Source organism: Saltatorellus ferox (genome assembly GCA_007751475.1).
Taxonomy (GTDB): Bacteria; Planctomycetota; UBA1135; order UBA1135.
This window is the reverse complement of the sequence record CP036434.1, coordinates 866,202-882,456: the sequence shown is the minus strand read 5'-3', so window position 1 is coordinate 882,456 and position 16,255 is coordinate 866,202. Positions and strand designations below refer to the sequence as shown.

14 protein-coding genes are annotated in these 16,255 nt (G+C 65.7%); 10 read left to right on the top strand and 4 right to left on the bottom strand.

Going from position 1 to position 16,255, the window contains the following annotated elements; genetic code table 11:
* Positions 1–449 precede the first annotated feature (449 nt).
* Positions 450–860, top strand: a complete 411-nt coding sequence (locus Poly30_RS03305; RefSeq protein WP_145194599.1) for a BrxA/BrxB family bacilliredoxin — start codon at positions 450–452, stop codon at positions 858–860.
* A gap of 8 nt (positions 861–868) precedes the next feature.
* The gene (locus Poly30_RS03300) at positions 869–1,309 is read left to right on the top strand and encodes a hypothetical protein (RefSeq protein WP_145194598.1); all 441 of its coding nucleotides are present in this window, start codon (positions 869–871) and stop codon (positions 1,307–1,309) included.
* 303 nt (positions 1,310–1,612) lie between these two features.
* On the opposite strand, the gene Poly30_RS03295 is transcribed toward Poly30_RS03300, so the two are convergent.
* Positions 1,613–1,870 carry a DUF5522 domain-containing protein gene (locus Poly30_RS03295; RefSeq protein ID WP_419190899.1) on the bottom strand — a complete coding sequence of 86 codons (258 nt, stop codon included), beginning with the start codon at positions 1,868–1,870 and terminating at the stop codon, positions 1,613–1,615.
* Positions 1,871–1,971: 101 nt separating this feature from the next.
* Between Poly30_RS03295 and Poly30_RS03290 the strand changes: the two genes are divergently transcribed.
* A complete protein-coding gene (locus tag Poly30_RS03290; RefSeq protein ID WP_145194597.1) occupies positions 1,972–2,970 on the top strand; it encodes a hypothetical protein in 999 nt (332 codons plus the stop codon).
* A gap of 149 nt (positions 2,971–3,119) precedes the next feature.
* A complete protein-coding gene (locus Poly30_RS03285; RefSeq protein WP_145194596.1) occupies positions 3,120–4,388 on the top strand; it encodes a dienelactone hydrolase family protein in 1,269 nt (422 codons plus the stop codon).
* A gap of 28 nt (positions 4,389–4,416) precedes the next feature.
* Here the strand turns inward: Poly30_RS03285 and Poly30_RS03280 are convergent, their stop codons facing one another.
* Complete coding sequence (locus Poly30_RS03280; RefSeq protein ID WP_145194595.1) at positions 4,417–4,635, bottom strand: hypothetical protein; 219 nt, start codon at positions 4,633–4,635, stop codon at positions 4,417–4,419.
* 285 nt (positions 4,636–4,920) lie between these two features.
* Here Poly30_RS03280 and Poly30_RS03275 point away from each other — a divergent pair, with 285 nt between their 5' ends.
* Entirely contained in the window at positions 4,921–8,361 is a 3,441-nt protein-coding gene (locus Poly30_RS03275) for a methylmalonyl-CoA mutase family protein (protein WP_145194594.1), read from the top strand.
* A gap of 677 nt (positions 8,362–9,038) precedes the next feature.
* Here Poly30_RS03275 and Poly30_RS03265 read toward each other — a convergent pair.
* Positions 9,039–9,755, bottom strand: a complete 717-nt coding sequence (locus Poly30_RS03265) for a DUF5694 domain-containing protein (RefSeq protein WP_145194592.1) — start codon at positions 9,753–9,755, stop codon at positions 9,039–9,041.
* A gap of 250 nt (positions 9,756–10,005) precedes the next feature.
* Here Poly30_RS03265 and Poly30_RS03260 point away from each other — a divergent pair, with 250 nt between their 5' ends.
* The gene (locus Poly30_RS03260; protein ID WP_145194591.1) at positions 10,006–10,695 is read left to right on the top strand and encodes a hypothetical protein; all 690 of its coding nucleotides are present in this window, start codon (positions 10,006–10,008) and stop codon (positions 10,693–10,695) included.
* 159 nt (positions 10,696–10,854) lie between these two features.
* Here Poly30_RS03260 and Poly30_RS03255 read toward each other — a convergent pair whose 3' ends face one another.
* On the bottom strand, positions 10,855–11,262 hold the full coding sequence (locus Poly30_RS03255; RefSeq protein ID WP_145194590.1) for a hypothetical protein: 408 nt from the start codon (positions 11,260–11,262) through the stop codon (positions 10,855–10,857).
* 108 nt (positions 11,263–11,370) lie between these two features.
* On the opposite strand from Poly30_RS03255, the gene Poly30_RS03250 reads away from it, so the two are divergent.
* The 4 genes from Poly30_RS03250 (at position 11,371) to Poly30_RS03235 (ending at position 15,065) form a co-directional block, all read left to right on the top strand.
* A complete protein-coding gene (locus tag Poly30_RS03250) occupies positions 11,371–12,030 on the top strand; it encodes a hypothetical protein (protein ID WP_145194589.1) in 660 nt (219 codons plus the stop codon).
* Between the two features lie 83 nt (positions 12,031–12,113).
* A complete protein-coding gene (locus Poly30_RS03245) occupies positions 12,114–12,476 on the top strand; it encodes a DUF2200 domain-containing protein (protein WP_145194588.1) in 363 nt (120 codons plus the stop codon).
* A gap of 308 nt (positions 12,477–12,784) precedes the next feature.
* The gene (locus tag Poly30_RS03240; protein WP_145194587.1) at positions 12,785–13,846 is read left to right on the top strand and encodes a spondin domain-containing protein; all 1,062 of its coding nucleotides are present in this window, start codon (positions 12,785–12,787) and stop codon (positions 13,844–13,846) included.
* A 667-nt stretch (positions 13,847–14,513) separates the two neighbouring features.
* On the top strand, positions 14,514–15,065 hold the full coding sequence (locus Poly30_RS03235) for a hypothetical protein (protein WP_145194586.1): 552 nt from the start codon (positions 14,514–14,516) through the stop codon (positions 15,063–15,065).
* Positions 15,066–16,255: the final 1,190 nt, after the last annotated feature.

Sequence of the window (16,255 nt, the reverse complement as noted above, 5' to 3'; positions counted from 1 at the left end):
CGGAGTCCAGATCGAGCCCACCCCCCTCGCCATGGAGGCGAGCAGGAATCGCCACCTGAAGGAGGGCGAAGAGCAGAAGGATGAGGAGGCGGGTGATCAAACGAGGGAGGTCTCCGACCCCATGAGACTCCATCGGCCCTTCCCGGTCAAAAATCACCCCCTCCCCCTCAAACCCTCCCCCAGGCGACACAAACGGACCAGGTACATCCATTCCGGAACAAACGGACCAGGTCCGTTTGTTCCGGAATGGATGTACCTGGTCCGTTTGTTCCGGAATGGATGTACCTGGTCCGTTTGTGTCGCCTGGGGGAGGGGTTGTGGGGCTCGCGTTCCCGGGGACTGGGGTTCACCGGGGAGGGGAGGCGGGCTAGGATCTTCGTGCGCCTGGCCCTTCTAGCCTTGCGCTGCACATTACCTGAATTGAGAGGGGCTTCGGGCCCCGCCTTGCGATGTACGACCCCCAGATGGTTCAGCCCTTCCGTGACGAATTGACCTCGATTGGCGTTCAGGAGCTCCTGACCGCCGAGGACGTGGATTCGGCCATGAAGCAGCCGGGCACCACCCTCGTCTTCGTCAACTCCGTCTGCGGCTGCGCCGCAGGTTCGGCTCGGCCGGGCCTCCGGCTCTCCATGCTCGAGGGCAAGAAGCCCGACCGCGTCGTGACGGTTTTCGCCGGCATGGAGAGGGAAGCCACCGAGCGCGCTCGCGAGTACTTCAAGCCGTACCAGCCCAGCTCGCCCCAGATCGGCCTCATGAAGGACGGTCAGCTCGTCCACATGATCCAACGCCACGACATCGAAGGTCAAGGCGCCGATTCGGTCGGACGCAGCCTCGCCGAGGCCTACGCCAAACACTGCTAATCGATCCCATGGATGCGGATCCCATCGCGCTCGCCGAATCGTTCCTCCAGGAAGCGGTCTACCGCTCCCGCGGCGACCAGGCGGGCGCGACCCTGCTCAGCGCGGGCAGCGCCAGCTGCGGCCTCGGTGAGAAACCCAGCGTCGTCCTCGACCTCTCGCCCCGCGCTGAGGAGCTCTACGCCAAGCTCTTCGGCGACCGAGCGGTGGAGCTGGACTCTTTGAAGGACGTGATGGCCGCCTGGGTCAAGCGCCAGGATGCCCTCGACCGCAAGCGTAATCACTTCCTGAAGGACTTCAGGAACGCCCACGGCTTCGACCGGAACGGCTACTCCGAGGAGCAACTTGAACTGTTCGAGTCCGGGCTGGACGCCATCAATGGGGAAATTACCGAGGCGCGGCATGCCGCCGCCGAGGCCCTTCTGCGGGCCGGATCAGGCTCAGCCCGATAGGCCCACGAGGAGCGTCAGGGCACAGATCGTGAAGAGCACGATCTGAGGAAGATGGCTGATCTGGCGAGGCACCGAAACAGGGCGCTCAGAGGGGTCAATCGGTTGATTCAGCATATACAGGGAGAGTCGACGACCGGGGGGGGGGAGAGTGGAGAGTCTCGGACCGTCAGGAGCAGTTTGGCGCAGCACGCCCATACGTGGGCGACGAACCGCGCATTGCTCTACATATGAGGCATCTTGGTGCATCACGCTGAGACCCCAGGGCCCCTGGTCGAGATTTTTCCCGTCGCCTTGAAACCCGCTTCATCTCTCCAGGTGCGGGCAATGCCGGCAACGGTTGTTGCAGCATGGGCGCCCCCAGAGCGTCGCCGCCGTCATCACCCAGAGCCCCGTCGACGGATCCTCGTAGAGGGGTAGTCCCGCCGCCATCGCAGCCTCATGTCTCTGGCAGACCTCGTCGTAGCCGCGGGCCCCAGGGCTGAGCCGGTCCGGATGCGGCAGCCGCAGATCGTCCGGAAGCGGCCCGGATCCGGCGGCTCCTTTCTTGCTGGAGGAAGGCATGGACCGGAATTGAATCCGGCCCAGCGCCGCCATGCGGCCAGGACCCCTCGAATCTCACGCTTTTCGCGAAGGGAACCGCGCCACCGGCTCACCAAGCCGCCATGCAAGCCCCACTCATCACCGCCCTCGCCGCCTCGCTGAGCCTCGGCGCCACCCACTCCGACGACACGGTCAAGCTCCAGCTCGCCCCGACCTCCGGCACGGTCAGCACCTACGCCGTCGAGATCCTTCGCACCATCCAGGGCGGCGACCTCCAGGTCGTCATGAACGGCAACGAGGTCCCCGCCCAGTTCCTCCCGAAGCTCGAGTTCGAGTTCACCGCCAGCACGACCGCCACCGTCACGGATCACTTCCTTCCCGGCGAGAACGACATCACCGGCCCCTGGCGCAAGCGCACCCTCGAAGACCTCACCAGCGCCTTCGACATGAGCCTCACCTACTCCGGCGAGACCACCGACTTCGCCGCCGAGGCCTCCAGCCCCCTCGACGACCAGCCCTTCCTCCTGGGCCTCGACGAAGACGGCGAAGTCGTCGCCCGCTGGGCCGATCCGGAGTCCAAGCTGGACGACGAGTTCCTCGCCCGCGTTCGCCCCGAACTCCACCTCGAGGGCCTCCTCCCGGATGAGCCCGTCGCCATGGGCGCCACCTGGGAAGCCGACGCCTCCGCCGTCGCGGCCATCCTCGACTTCAGCGAGTCGCTCCCCTGGAACTGGCCCTCCGACGCCGCCGAGAACGTCCCCGGCCCCGCCAGCAACACCTACGAAGGCACCCTCGAACTCACCGTCATCGACCTCCGAACCGAGGACGAAACCGTCTTCTGCACGGTTTCGCTCTCCGGAGACATTGTCGAGACAGGCACCCGCGCGACCGACCTCGCCCAGGTCCCCGTCGCCGACGGCACCGCCACCGAGACCACCACGACCACGTTTACCGTCGAAGGCGAACTCGTCTGGAACGTCACCGCCGCACACCTCGCCTCCTTCGAGCTGAAGGGCGAAGGCGAAGGCGAGCAAGCCACCGTCAAGGATCCCGGCCAGCCCGGCCCCGACTACAGCTCGACGACCCGGCACAAGGCGCAGCTCGAGATCCAGGTGAAGTGAGGACCCGGCCGGGTGAAGCCCGCTTTTCCCGGGCGAGCTTCACGCGCTGCCGGTCCAATGGTGAGCCACGACCCGGTGGCGGCGATCGCCGGGGCTATCCTGCCCTCCCCCCCGCGCCCCCCCACCCCTGAATCCCAGCCCTCACCGCCATGCTCCACACCCTCGCTCTCCCGTTCGCCCTCGCACTCCTCGCTCAGCCCGCCGCGACCTCCGACGACGGCGCCATGGACTGGACCGGCGTCCTCGACGAGGCCAGCTTCGCCGCCCTCCACGAGCTCACCGACGCCGAGGCCCCCGCCCTCACCGGCGAGGCCGTCGAAGTCGGCGGCATGGACTGCTACCTGAGCCGCCCCGAACTCGGCACCTCCCTCGGCGCCGTCATCGTCATCCACGAATGGTGGGGCCTCAACGACCATGTGAAGCACTGGACCGACCGCCTCGCCTCCGATGGCTACACCGCCCTGGCCGTGGACCTCTACGGCGGCGTCGTCGCCACCGATCGCGAGGGAGCCATGAACGCGATGCGCTCCGTGAAGAAGGACGAGGCGATCAAGAAGCTTCTCGCGGCCCACGACTACCTCACCGATCCGAAGGGCACGGTCCAGGCCGAGCGCACCGCGTCGATCGGCTGGTGCTTCGGCGGGCACTGGTCCCTGGAGCTCGCGATCGCCGAGCCCGAACTCGACGCCGCCGTCATCTACTACGGCCAGCTCGTCACCGAGCCCGAGGAGCTGAAGCCCATCGAGGCGAAGCTGCTCGGCGTCTTCGGCAACGAGGACGGCTCGATCCCGCCGGCCGCCGTCGCTGCGTTCAAGGACGCCATGAAGGCCGCGGGCAAGGACCTGACGCTGCGCCAGTACGACGCCGCCCACGCCTTCGCGAACCCCTCCAGCGGGCGCTATGACGCCGAGAATGCGGCCAAGGCCTGGCGCGAAACGCGCGGCTTCCTCGTGGAGAACCTCTGGCCCGAGCAAGCGGAAGGCTCCTTCGGCTCCAAGAAGCGGAAGCTCGAGGGCTGGGTGCCCGGGGGCTGGGAGCCGATGGAGGTCGGTCAGTTCAGCGCGGCCGCCTACCAGGTCGGCGCGGACTCGAAGTGCACCGTGACGTTCCTGGGGGGCGATGGCGGCGGTGTGCTGCCGAACTTCAAACGCTGGAACATGCAGATGGGCACGCCGGAGATGACCGAGGAGGAGCTGGCGGAGCTTCCGCTCCTGCCCGTGCTCGGAACGCTGGCCCCGACGATGCACGTGGAGGGCAGCTACACGCCCATGGGCGGTGAGAAGGTGAGCGACGCAGCGCTCGTCGGGACCATCGCGACCCTGGATGGGGAGTCGGCGTTCGTGAAGCTGATCGGCCCCGCCGACGAGGTCAACGGGGCGATCGCGGAGTTCACGGCGTTTTGCCGCAGCATGCGCTGAGCGGGCGCCCGGGCGCCCGGCAGTCCTCTCAGCGGTAGTACTCGCCGTAGAAGGCGATCGACTGGCTCTCATCGCCACCGAACCAGCCGCGTCTCCCCGTGGTGGCGCGGCGCTGCTTGCCCTGGCCGAGGGTGGAGCTGTCGTCGGGCTGAGCGGTCCGATCCTCGCCGTTGGTGCGCTCGGGCTCGAGGGTCATGGGCTCGGTTTGCTCGCGGCTGCGGAGTGTGTTGCTAGCGGAATGATTCATGGCTTGCCTCGGGTGTTCGGGCGCGGATGCGTGATCCGCGCGGTCAGGTTCGGGGAGAGATGGCGAGGTCAAGGTGACGGCCCTGGGTAAAGCGAGGATGTAGGTCCGATGGAAAGCCCCCAGGGCCTTCCACCGTGCGTCTCGCCGTCCAGGGGAGCTCGCTGCCCGGATCTACTGAGAATGTGCCCGATCATTCAGCGTCGTGGGGCGCATGGCGCGGTTGTCACGGAGACACCGGACCACCGATTGCCGCCGCGGCCCCGTCAGCCTACCTTGGCTGACATAATGGCCATCTTCACGTCCGCATCCGAGCCCGTCGCCCCCTACAAGCCCAAGCATCCGATCCGGATCGTGACGGCTGCGTCCCTCTTCGACGGGCACGACGCCGCCATCAACGTGATGCGTCGGATCCTCCAGTCCTCGGGGGCGGAGGTGATCCACCTCGGCCACAACCGCTCGGTGGCGGAAATCGTGAACTGCGCCATCCAGGAGGACGCCCACGGGATCGCGCTCACGTCCTACCAGGGCGGCCACGTCGAGTACTTCAAGTACATGGTCGAGCTCTTGGCGGAGCGCGGCGCCGACATCAAGGTCTTCGGCGGCGGCGGGGGCACGATCCTGCCCGACGAGATGGAGGAGCTGCACGCCGCGGGCGTCGCTCGCATCTACAGCCCCGATGACGGCCGCGCCATGGGCCTCCAGGGGATGATCAACGATCTGCTCTCCCAGTGCGACCGCGTGGCCGAGGGCCAGCTCAGCGTCGACGCGGCCCTCGCGCTCCTCCCCGGCCGCGACCCGCGCGCCATCGCGCGACTGATCTCCGCCGCCGAGAACGAGCCCGGCGCCGCCGACACGATCCGCGCCGCCCTCGGCGAGCTGCCTGGCAGCGCGACCACGCCGGTCCTCGGCATCACCGGCACCGGTGGCTCCGGCAAGTCGAGTCTCGTCGACGAGCTGGTCCGCCGCTTCCTACGGGACCAGCCCGAGAAGACGATCGCGATCCTGAGCGTCGACCCGAGCAAGCGCAAGACGGGCGGCGCCCTCCTCGGTGATCGGATTCGCATGAACGCGATCGACGACGAGCGCGTCTACATGCGGAGCCTCGCCACCCGCCAGGCGAACCTCGCGCTCTCCAAGCACGTGCAGTCCGCGATCGATATCGCGAAGGCGGCCGGCTTCGACCTCGTGATCGTGGAAACGAGCGGCATCGGCCAGTCCGACACCGAGATCACGGACCACAGCGACACGAGCCTCTACGTGATGACGGCCGAGTACGGCGCCGCCACGCAGCTGGAGAAGATCGACATGCTCGATTACGCCGACATCGTCGCGATCAACAAGTTCGACAAGCGCGGCAGCCTCGACGCGTTCCGTGACGTGAAGAAGCAGGTCCAGCGTGCGCGCGATCTCTGGGATGCGGACCCGAACGACATGCCGGTCTACGGCACGATCGCGAGCCAGTTCAACGACCCGGGTACCAACCGTCTGTACATCGCCCTGATGGAGGCGATCGTCGAGAAGACAGGCGCGCCGCTGAAGCCGCACAAGGAGGACCTCGTCACCGAGGATCACGACGAGCGTTCGGTCATTCCCGCGGATCGCGTGCGCTACCTCGATGAGATCAAGGAGAGCGCGGCTCGCTATGACATGTGGGTGGAGCGACAGAGCGATATCGCGCGTCAGCTCTTCAACCTGCACGGCTCGGTTCTCGCCCTCCGGGGCCAGAAGCCGACCCTCGACGTTCTCCCGGAACTCACCGCCACCGATTCCGATCTGCCTGCCGTCGTCGCGCTGATCGAGCGCTACCAGGAGCTCAAGACCGAACTCGATGGCCGCGCCGTCAAGTCGCTCTCGGAGTGGCCCGCCCTGCGCGAGCAGTACAGCGGCGACGTGTTCGAGTTCACGGTCCGCGGGAAGGTGCTGTCCCAGCCGCTCACGACCACCAGCCTGAGCGGCACGAAGGTCCCGCGCGTGGCGCTCCCTCGCTTCCAGGACTGGGGCGAGATCCTGCGCTGGCGTTCCCAGGAGAATCTGCCCGGCTCCTACCCCTACACCGCGGGCGTTTTCCCCTTGAAGCGCCAGGGCGAGGACCCCGCGCGCATGTTCGCCGGGGAGGGCGGCCCGGAGAGAACGAACCGCCGCTTCCACTACGTCTCGAAGGGGATGCCCGCCGCGCGCCTCTCCACGGCGTTCGACTCGGTGACCCTCTACGGAGAGGACCCGGCTCCGCGCCCGGACATCTACGGAAAGGTCGGGAACTCGGGCGTCTCGATCGCCACGGTGGATGACGCGAAGAAGCTCTACAGCGGCTTCGACCTCTGCTCACCGAGCACCTCGGTGAGCATGACGATCAACGGCCCGGCGCCGATGATCCTCGCGTTCTTCTTCAACGCGGCGATCGACCAGACCTGCGAGAAGTACATCCGGGAGCACGGCCTCGAGGCCGACGTCGAAGCGGCCTTCAAGGCGAAGTACGACGACAAGGGCCTCGCGCGCCCCTCGTACCAGGGCGAGCTGCCCGAGGGCAACGACGGCCTGGGCCTGATGCTCCTCGGTCTCTCGGGGGACGAGGTCCTGCCCGCCGACGTCTACGCGAAGCTCCGCGCCGAGACCCTCTCCACCGTTCGAGGCACGGTCCAGGCGGACATCCTGAAGGAGGACCAGGCCCAGAACACCTGCATCTTCAGCACCGAGTTCGCCCTGCGGATGATGGGCGACATCCAGCAGTTCTTCGTCGAGAACACGGTCCAGAACTTCTACTCGGTCTCCATCTCCGGCTACCACATCGCCGAGGCGGGCGCGAACCCGATCACCCAGCTCGCCCTCACGCTCGCGAACGGCTTCACCTACGTGGAGTACTACCTGAGCCGGGGCATGAGCATCGATGAGTTCGCCCCGAACCTGAGCTTCTTCTTCTCGAACGGCACGGACCCCGAGTACTCCGTGATCGGCCGCGTGGCGCGCCGCATCTGGGCCAAGGCCGTGAAAGAGCTCTACGGCGGCGGCTCCCGCGCCCAGAAGCTGAAATACCACATCCAGACGAGCGGCCGTTCCCTGCACGCGCAGGAGATCGCGTTCAACGACATCCGGACGACCCTCCAGGCCCTCTACGCTCTCTTCGACAACTGCAACTCGCTGCACACGAACGCGTACGACGAGGCCATCACCACCCCCACCGAGGAATCCGTCCGCCGAGCCCTCGCCATCCAGCTGATCATCAACACGGAGCTGGGCCTCTCGAAGAACGAGAACCCGATCCAGGGCTCGTTCATCATCGAGCAACTCACCGACCTGGTCGAAGAAGCCGTCATGAAGGAGTTCCACTCCATCTCGGAACGCGGCGGAGTCCTCGGCGCGATGGAGCGGATGTACCAGCGCTCGAAGATCCAGGAAGAGTCCCACTACTACGAGACCCTGAAGCACACGGGCGAACTCCCGATCGTAGGAGTGAACACGTTCCTGGACGCTAAGGGCTCCCCGACGATCATCCCGGACGAGGTGATCCGCTCGACCGAGGAAGAGAAGCAGTACGCGATCCGAAGCCGAGAGGCCTTTCAGGAACGAAGCGCCCCTGAAACCCCAGAAGCCCTGCAATCCCTCCAGACGGCGGCGCTAGAAGGCGGCAACACGTTCGCCAGCCTCCTCTCAGTGGCCAAGGTGGCCAGCCTGGGCCAGATGTCGGCCGCCCTTTACGAGGTGGGCGGCCAGTATCGACGGAACATGTAGCCCGCCATGAATGAGCAAGTACTCGGGGCCCCCTCCCTGAGCCTCTGAGGCCTCCGAATCTGGATCCAAGGACGAGAGTTTCCTTCGCGGTACCGAACCTGGCGGTACCGAACCCGACCCAAATCCGCCGAAGAGCCCAGCGCCCGCCCGCGCCATCCGAAACTCCCCTCCGTGGGAGGGCGGTGGTCAAGTCTGGGTGACTCACCCGTAGATTCCGCCATCGTTGCCCCTTGATAGGGATAGCCCATCCAGAGAGGACAACGACATGGCCTTCCGATCACGAATTCACTACCTCGGCCCCGACACCTTTGACGACCCGCGCCTCCGTCAAATTCCGTTCCCCCAGCTGATCACGCAGCTTCGGGCCGATCGGTGCCCGCCTGTCTGGAGTCGGATGGAATTCGCCAACCGCGGATCCGAGGGTACGCGCCTTCCCGAGCGGCCGGCCGGCTACTACCGAAGGTTCCACCTGGAAGCGAGGGGAACTGGCGGCACGTTGCGACTGGTACTTGGACGGCAGCAAGAGGTCTACATCACTGGCGACAAGTACCACACCTGGCGGCAGATCATCGGACTACCGCAAACGTCGGTCGCTTGGTGAGCGTAGAAGCCCCTCGGTACCGAGCCTGACCCAAATCCGCCGCGTTTCACTGCCCGTTCGAGCAGGAGCGTAGCGCTCATTTGCGTACGTACTCTGCGAGTTCGACCAGCTCGAATCCTGGTGTTTCCTCGACGAAGTGCCGAAGCCAGTACGCGTGACCAGCGCCGTAGACCACCACCACCCGATCCCCGGGTCGAGCAACCGACCCTAGCCGCGAGAAGATGATCGCGTTGCGCGCGTACCAGCCATAGTTCAGCGGGGCACCGGGCTGCTCCTGATCATCGGCAAAGCCGAACATTCCATAGTAGAACCGCCTGTGGTCCGACTCGATCGAGGCCGGGTCGTTCACCGTCAACAGCAGTTCACTGACCGTCGCCACGGATTGCTGCTCCTCGAACGCCGCCGCCTTGTCCTCGAAGTACGCCACCTGAGCATCGATTTCCGCGGAACGCCCGGCCTTCTTTGCAAATGCCTGAACGTCCTCGAACGGGAAGAACCGGATCTCTCCCTCGGAGACATCGATGCCGGCCACGCGCTCCACGTTGGCTTCCGACGCAAGGCGATAGGCGATCTGCACGGTCTCGTCGCGGGCCACCCGAAGGTCCTCCTCGGCGTTGAATCGAGAGTACCCGGAGTCAGCGAATCCCGGCTCGTTCGACTCGGACTCGACCGCGATCAACGTGGGCTCGAAGGCCACCAGGTCCCGCGCGAACGCCTCGAGCTCAGCCTGGCGATGGGCGGACGTCACGTCGTCGGCCTTGACATTGACCACATCGAGGCCCGGGTTGCCCATGGCGGTACCGAGCCTGACCCAAAGCCGCCAAGTTTCAGCGACTACGCGAGAGCGGCGGACCTTGGTCGAGTGAAGCACTGCGCCTGGCGACGACGACCCGCGTCGTCGATACCGCCCGGGATGCCTGGCGGTACCGAACCCGACCCAGATCCGCCACGTTTCACTGCCCACCCGAATATGGCCGATCGGAGCCGTTTCCCGCGCTACTCCTTCCATGTGACGGCCGTCGACCTTCCGATGAGGGCCAAGAATGAGTATTCATAGAGCACCGGGGTTGGACCCCACTCCAGCGCCCGACGAGCTCACCGCGCGCATGGTGGGCGTCGGCTTCCTCCTCAGCGCGGCGGCGGAACCCGATGCGGATATCGAGACGACACTCGTCCACGCCTCTTCAGCGGGCATGGATGACAATGACCTTCGTGTCCTTGCCATCCTGACCACATGGCTCGGTGTTCACAGCGCTCGTGTCAACACGGAACGGCTCGCTCGGGCGGTTGCAGAGCATTCGTCCCCGCGCGTCCGCGCGTACTGGTCTGCCGTGTGCACCTGGCTTGGTGACGACAAGCGGTTCGCTCGGATCGTCGCGCCGATCGCGGGCGAGCGGATCGACCTCCTTGCCGTCGGTACCGAGTTTCAAGTGAACAGGCGAGGTGAAGACCCGCGCTTCGAGTCGACGTGCTTACGTGTTCCGGCTGGCACCCTCAGGGATCGAGCCAAGGACGTCCTTGCGCCAGCGGTCCTTGCGGAGCGACATCGCGGCTATCGCAATCGAATTCAGATGGGCGCCACCTGGCGAGCAGACATCTGGACAGCCCTCGAGGCCGAGCCGGGGATGCCCGTGGCGGAATGCGCGCGCCGCGTCCGCTGCTCCTTCGCAGCGGCCTGGAAAGCTGCCCAGGACTTCCTCCTCCTCGAGGAAGCCCGACGAACGGCGAGTTGACGCTTCTGGCATGGCGGTACTGCGGTACTGAGCCTGACCCAAAGCCGCCACGTTTCAGCGCCTCCGCGAGAGCGGCGGACCTTGGTCGAGTGAAGCACTGCGCCTGGCGACGACGACCCGCGTCGTCGATACCGCCCGGCATGCCTGCCGGTGCACATCTCAGGGGCCCAGCGGCCTCCAGTCCGATCGATCGTAGTCCTCGTCGTAGTCGCCCGAGATCCACAGGCCTTCGACGTCGGAGTCCCTCGAGTACATCTTCTTGTCGAACCAAAAGGTGAGCCTCCATCCGGCCTCGGGTCTCGACTCGTAGTGAAAGTGCGCCTCCTCGTCCTCGATCCCCTGCGGGAGCCTGGACAGGAACTCGGGCACCAAGGCATCGAGGTGAGCCGGAGACGCGCCGTGCTTTCTCACGTGAGCCGTCAGGGCCGCCGCGACCTCCCTGCTCACCCGTGCTTGCTCGGTGCGACCTTCCGTCGGCGTCTTTCCGCAGGCCGCCATCAAACTCGTGAGGAGGAAGAGAATCGCAGGTATCCAGGACCGCTGGCCCGGTCGAGAGGTGCCGGTCATGGAGGCACTCTACCACCGGGCCGTCGAGCGGGCCGCTCCCAACGCTGGGCGCTGCCTGCCATGACTTTCCGCCTCGCCGAAATCGCCCGGTGCGAATAGGCTCGGGCCATGGCCTCTAGAACTCCCGCTTCCCGCGCCATCCGAGCCACCAACGCTGCGGCTCCACGCAGGATGACCCACCGGCGCCCCGGCGCCTTCATCCGGGTGCTGGGAGGGATCTGTGGAGCTGCGCTGCTCGGTACGGGCTCGTACCTCGGAGCCAGCGCGCTGCGCTGGACGGGCTACCACGCGCCGCCAGCCCCGGCCGGCATGTCCGCCCGCTACGACCTGCCTGCCATGGGCCCGATGAACACCCTCCGCATCGGCACCGCCTCGGACGAGGACGAGGGCGAGGGCGACCCAATGGTCCTCGTCGATCGACACCTCGGAGAAGTCCTTCGGTTCCAGCCCTCCGCTCCGGTGAACGGCGCGAGCGCTGCCGCGTTCGACTTGGACGGAGACGGCCACGAGGATGACATCGTGGAAGGCGGCACGGTCGTGGAGGTACGCTCAGGCAGCGACGGCAAGGTCCTCTTCCACGACGACGACACGCACTCCCGCTCCTACCACCGAGCGACCGCGTTGCCCGACATCGACGGCGACGGTGGCTCCGAGCTCGCGCTCGTCTATCCGCGGGAGCTTCGATGGAAATGGACCCTCACCCGCGCGATCGATCTCTATGTCGAGACCAAAAGCTGGCTCGTCGTCGTTTCCCATTCAGCGCACTGAGCCTTTTCCTGACGGCTGGTACTCGCAAGAGCGGGCTGCTATTCGTGGCGGATTTGGGTCGGGTTCGGTACCACCACAAAGGCATGAACACCCCGTCCAAACAAGACGAACGGATCGCGAAGATGACCTTCGCCTCCGTCTACCCTCACTACGTCAACAAGGTCGAGAAGAAGGGCCGCACCGAAGCGGACCTGCGCAAGGTCCTCCAGTGGCTGACCGGCTTCACCAAGGCGAAGCTCGACAAGCACATCAAGCAGCAGTCGACCTTCGAGGCCCTGTTTGACGACGCCAAGCTCCACCCGAACGCGTCGCTCATCACGGGGGTGATCTGCGGCTACCGCGTCGAGGAGATCGGGAACCCGCTGACCCAGAAGGTTCGCTACATGGACAAGCTCGTCGACGAGCTGGCCCGGGGAAAGAAGATGGAGAGCATCCTGCGGTCGTAGTCGCCGTGCCTCCGGAACCCAGCGGTTTCGCGTCCCCCAAGCCGCCACCTTTCCGCGCTGACGGAAAGGTGGCGGATTTGGGTCGGGTTCGGTACCGCCAGGTTCGGTACCGCCACAGTGGAACGCGCCGTGAGGGGATTGGATAACGTGTTGTAGAAGAGGCGGCCAGGAGCAAGGCAGACCCGAGTTCGCCGACGAATCAGGTCACGGGCCCGCCGGCTCGTCGAAGGTGGTAGAGGAGCGCCGCTGCGCCCTCACCCCCGCTCTCCCCCTACGCGTCTTCTCTTCAGCCATCCTGAACGCCCGCCATGCGCCTCCGCTTTCTCCTCGCACTCGCCCTGCCCTTCACCCTGATGCCGCTCCTGGAGGCTGCGCCCCAGGACGGCTCGCGGGCCAGCTATCGCGTCACCATCGACCTCACCTGGAGCGCGGCCACGCACCCGGGCCTCTATCCCGGGAACGCCCACGTCTCGCCGCCGATCGGTGCGACGCACGTGCCGGGCTTTCACCTTTGGCAGCCCGGCGGGATCGCCACGGGCGGCATCGAGTCGATGGCCGAGACTGGATCGACCGGCCCGCTCTCGAACGAGATCCATGCGGCCATCGCTTCGGGAGACGCGGGGGCGCGGCTCCTGGGCAACACCTTCGGGGCTCCCGCCTTGCGCACCATGGACCTGGAGGTGACCAAGCAGTTCTCTGCGGTGAGCCTCGTGACGATGGTGGCGCCGAGCCCGGACTGGTTCGTCGGCTGCGACGATGTCCAGCTCTTGGAGAACGGGGTCTGGGTCGAGACGGTCACGATCCCGCTCCTCGTGTGGGATGCGGGCACGGACAGCGGGGCCAACTTCACCTCGTTCAATCAGAACACCAGCCCGCAGGAGCCGATCGCGCTGCAGGATGGCGGACCTTTCAGAGATGGCGGGCCCGCCCTGGGCACGATGACCTTCAGCCGGCGATCCAGCCTTCTGGTGTACGGAAGCTTCAACCCGGCCGGCACGATGACCGTGGCTGGCGAGCCGACGCTGGGATCGACGCTGAGCCTGACCCTCGACGACCCGTTCTCCGTCATGGGCGTCGGCTCCCAGACGATCCTCGTGGTTTCAGCGGTCCGCTCGCCCATCTTCCCGGCGAGAAGATCACTTCCGGGTTTCGGACTTGCGAGCCCGACGGCTGACGGGGAACTGCTGGTGGGCATGCCGTTTCAGCGACGCTTCGGTCCCGCCTACATGGGCGGACCGGTAACCCACAGCTTCGATCTCCCGAGCGACCCGAGCCTCGCCGGAACGCCGCTCTTTCTCCAGGGCGTCTTCATCGAGCCAGGCGTGAAGTTTGGCCTCACCGATGCGGTCGAGGTCGTGCTCGGGAACTGAGGGAACGTCGCCCCCATGGGTCCGCTCGGTCCGCGGTCCGACCTCCACCATCCGACGGGCCTAGATCAAGTCGAGCGGCGATCCGTCGGCGAGGCGCTTCATTCCACTGCGGGAGGCGTTCGCCCATCGCGCCCCGGCGCCCTGGGATGGACGCTCTTGTCGTCCACGGCAGCGGGAGCAGCGAAGCCTCCATCGACGCACCTCGGCCAGGCAGAGACAGAGCCCCACGATCGCGGCCCAGTACCATCTGAAAGATTGCACGCCCGAGCCCGATAGCGCGAAGGTGACGCCGATGACGACAACGACCAGCCCAGCGAACGCCCGCGGCATCCGCAGCTCTTTTCCGTGGGACGTCGACGCGGCGCATTCGCCGCAGACCTGGACTCGCTCGTGGAAATGCATGGTCTCGTTCAGTGTAGCGCCAAAGTCCCTATCAACGGGATGGATCTCCAACGGGGCCGGCATCGGCCTGCTGCGTGCCGTTGACGCTGACGGCGAAGCTGATGACGTGCGCACCACCGGGCGCGCTAACGCGAGTGATCGAGACCCAGGGCCGACCACCCAATGTCCGTGCTGGCAATGACTGAATTTTGCTAGCGATGACGCGCCACTCCACCCAGAAGCGCTTCGAGTGGGCAAGTGGTGAACCTTGTGGTACACACGATTCATGAATCACCCCGAGACGCAGAACCTGGTCCGCGCCCTGAGGAGCCGCGCCGAGCAGAATCAGATAGGGACAGAACAGGGGGCTGAGGAGTCTCGCACTCTGGCCAGAAGCATCGAGAAGACGTTGTTCAAGCGTGGAGGAATCGGGCCCGTCAGCTCGATTCTGGAACGAGCCTGCCGTGACCTGGATGCAACCGCGGATTGGAAGTCCATGCCAGACGGCGACCTGCTCAAGATCTGGTCTGATCTCGTTGAGAAGCACGTTCTCGACTTCAGTCGATCTCCGGAGTCCTGGCTGGATACTGGCGCGACGGAATTTTTCCGTCGCAGCGCCGTGATTTTTGGGGTGGAGGACGATCGAGTGCACGAACTCATGAGAACGTTTCACCAACGCCCGAAAGCGGAGCGCGTGGCGATCTTCCTACCGATCCGCCGCTCATCGCTCTTTGACTACATCGACAGGGAAATCAACGAGATGGTTGACGACGTCGAGATCGCTGATCCGGCTCAAGCGCTTCGCTCACTCATTCGATTGGTTTCGTCGGATACATGATTTCGCGAGTGCTCTCGGTACCGCCACAAGCTGCCCAGGCTGAGTCGCTGCGGCAAGTTCTGGCGAGTTCGTCAAGAAAGAGCCAGCGAGGCCACGCTGCGGCGCTGCTGGGCGCGGAGGTCGGTACTTGGCTTGCCACACATCGACGTGCTCCACTGTTCTTCGTCGACGTCGAGCCTGGTTCATCCAGTCAGCTGTGGCAACGAGAGTGGGATCCGTTGGCGGCCGGAACGCCACTCTCCACTCTTCACGGGCCTGCGGCCAGGGTTGCCAGTCTTGCGCTCGCCGAACTCTTCCCGTCCGTCGGTGCCTATCGACGCGCTGCCGCCGTGGCGACTCTGTGTGGCGATGATCAAGAGGCGCTCCGGATCACCGACCACGGCTTGCGAAGGCTCCATCCTCGCGCCAACTTCGACGCGCTGATCCTCTCGCGGGCATTTAGCTCGATGCGCCTGGGTCGAATTGGGGAATCGCTCCGCTGCTATCGGCTGGTCGCTGCGAACGGAACTCCCGAGGAGCGATGCAACGCTCTCTTCAGCGGAGCTCTCATCGCGGCTGACTGCGGGCTCTTTATGTCAATGCGCTGGTTCTTGGACCGCGCGCGAGACGAAGAGCCGATCATGAATGAGCGCTGGAAGAGTGCCATCACCAGGACCAGAGCCCGACGTGAGGGCAAGGACGCAACCAAAAAGCTGCTCTTGCTGCTGGGAGAGTCTTGAGGGGCGCTTCTGCAAACAGGGCGCTCGTGATAGGCTCCAGACCATGAGATGGATTCTCTTCATGGCTTTCCCGTGTGTGATGGACCCCTCTGCGATCGCGAGCATGGAGCCCGCCGCGTGCGCTGCCCTGGTAGCCGGCATTGCGGCGCAAACAACGGCGAGTGGCGGTGTACCTATCACGGATATCAAGAATCAACCACCTCGCCCTCCGGCGAGCCCACCCGTGACCCCCCCGCATCCATGAGGAAGGCGCAAGTCTGGCTTGTCTTCGGAGTCACTGCGCTCGGAATACTCGCGCTTGCGCTGAGGAGTTTCGAGACGGATGAGTCTCATCAGAAGGCGAGAGCTGGTCCTTCCATGGGGGTCCGTCCGACCACGCCAGAGGCCCGGTTGGAAACCGGCCTCGGGGCTGCGGGCGAAGCGCTGGCTCGAGGGCAGTTTGACGACCGAAGAAGGCGCCCGCTCCCGGCG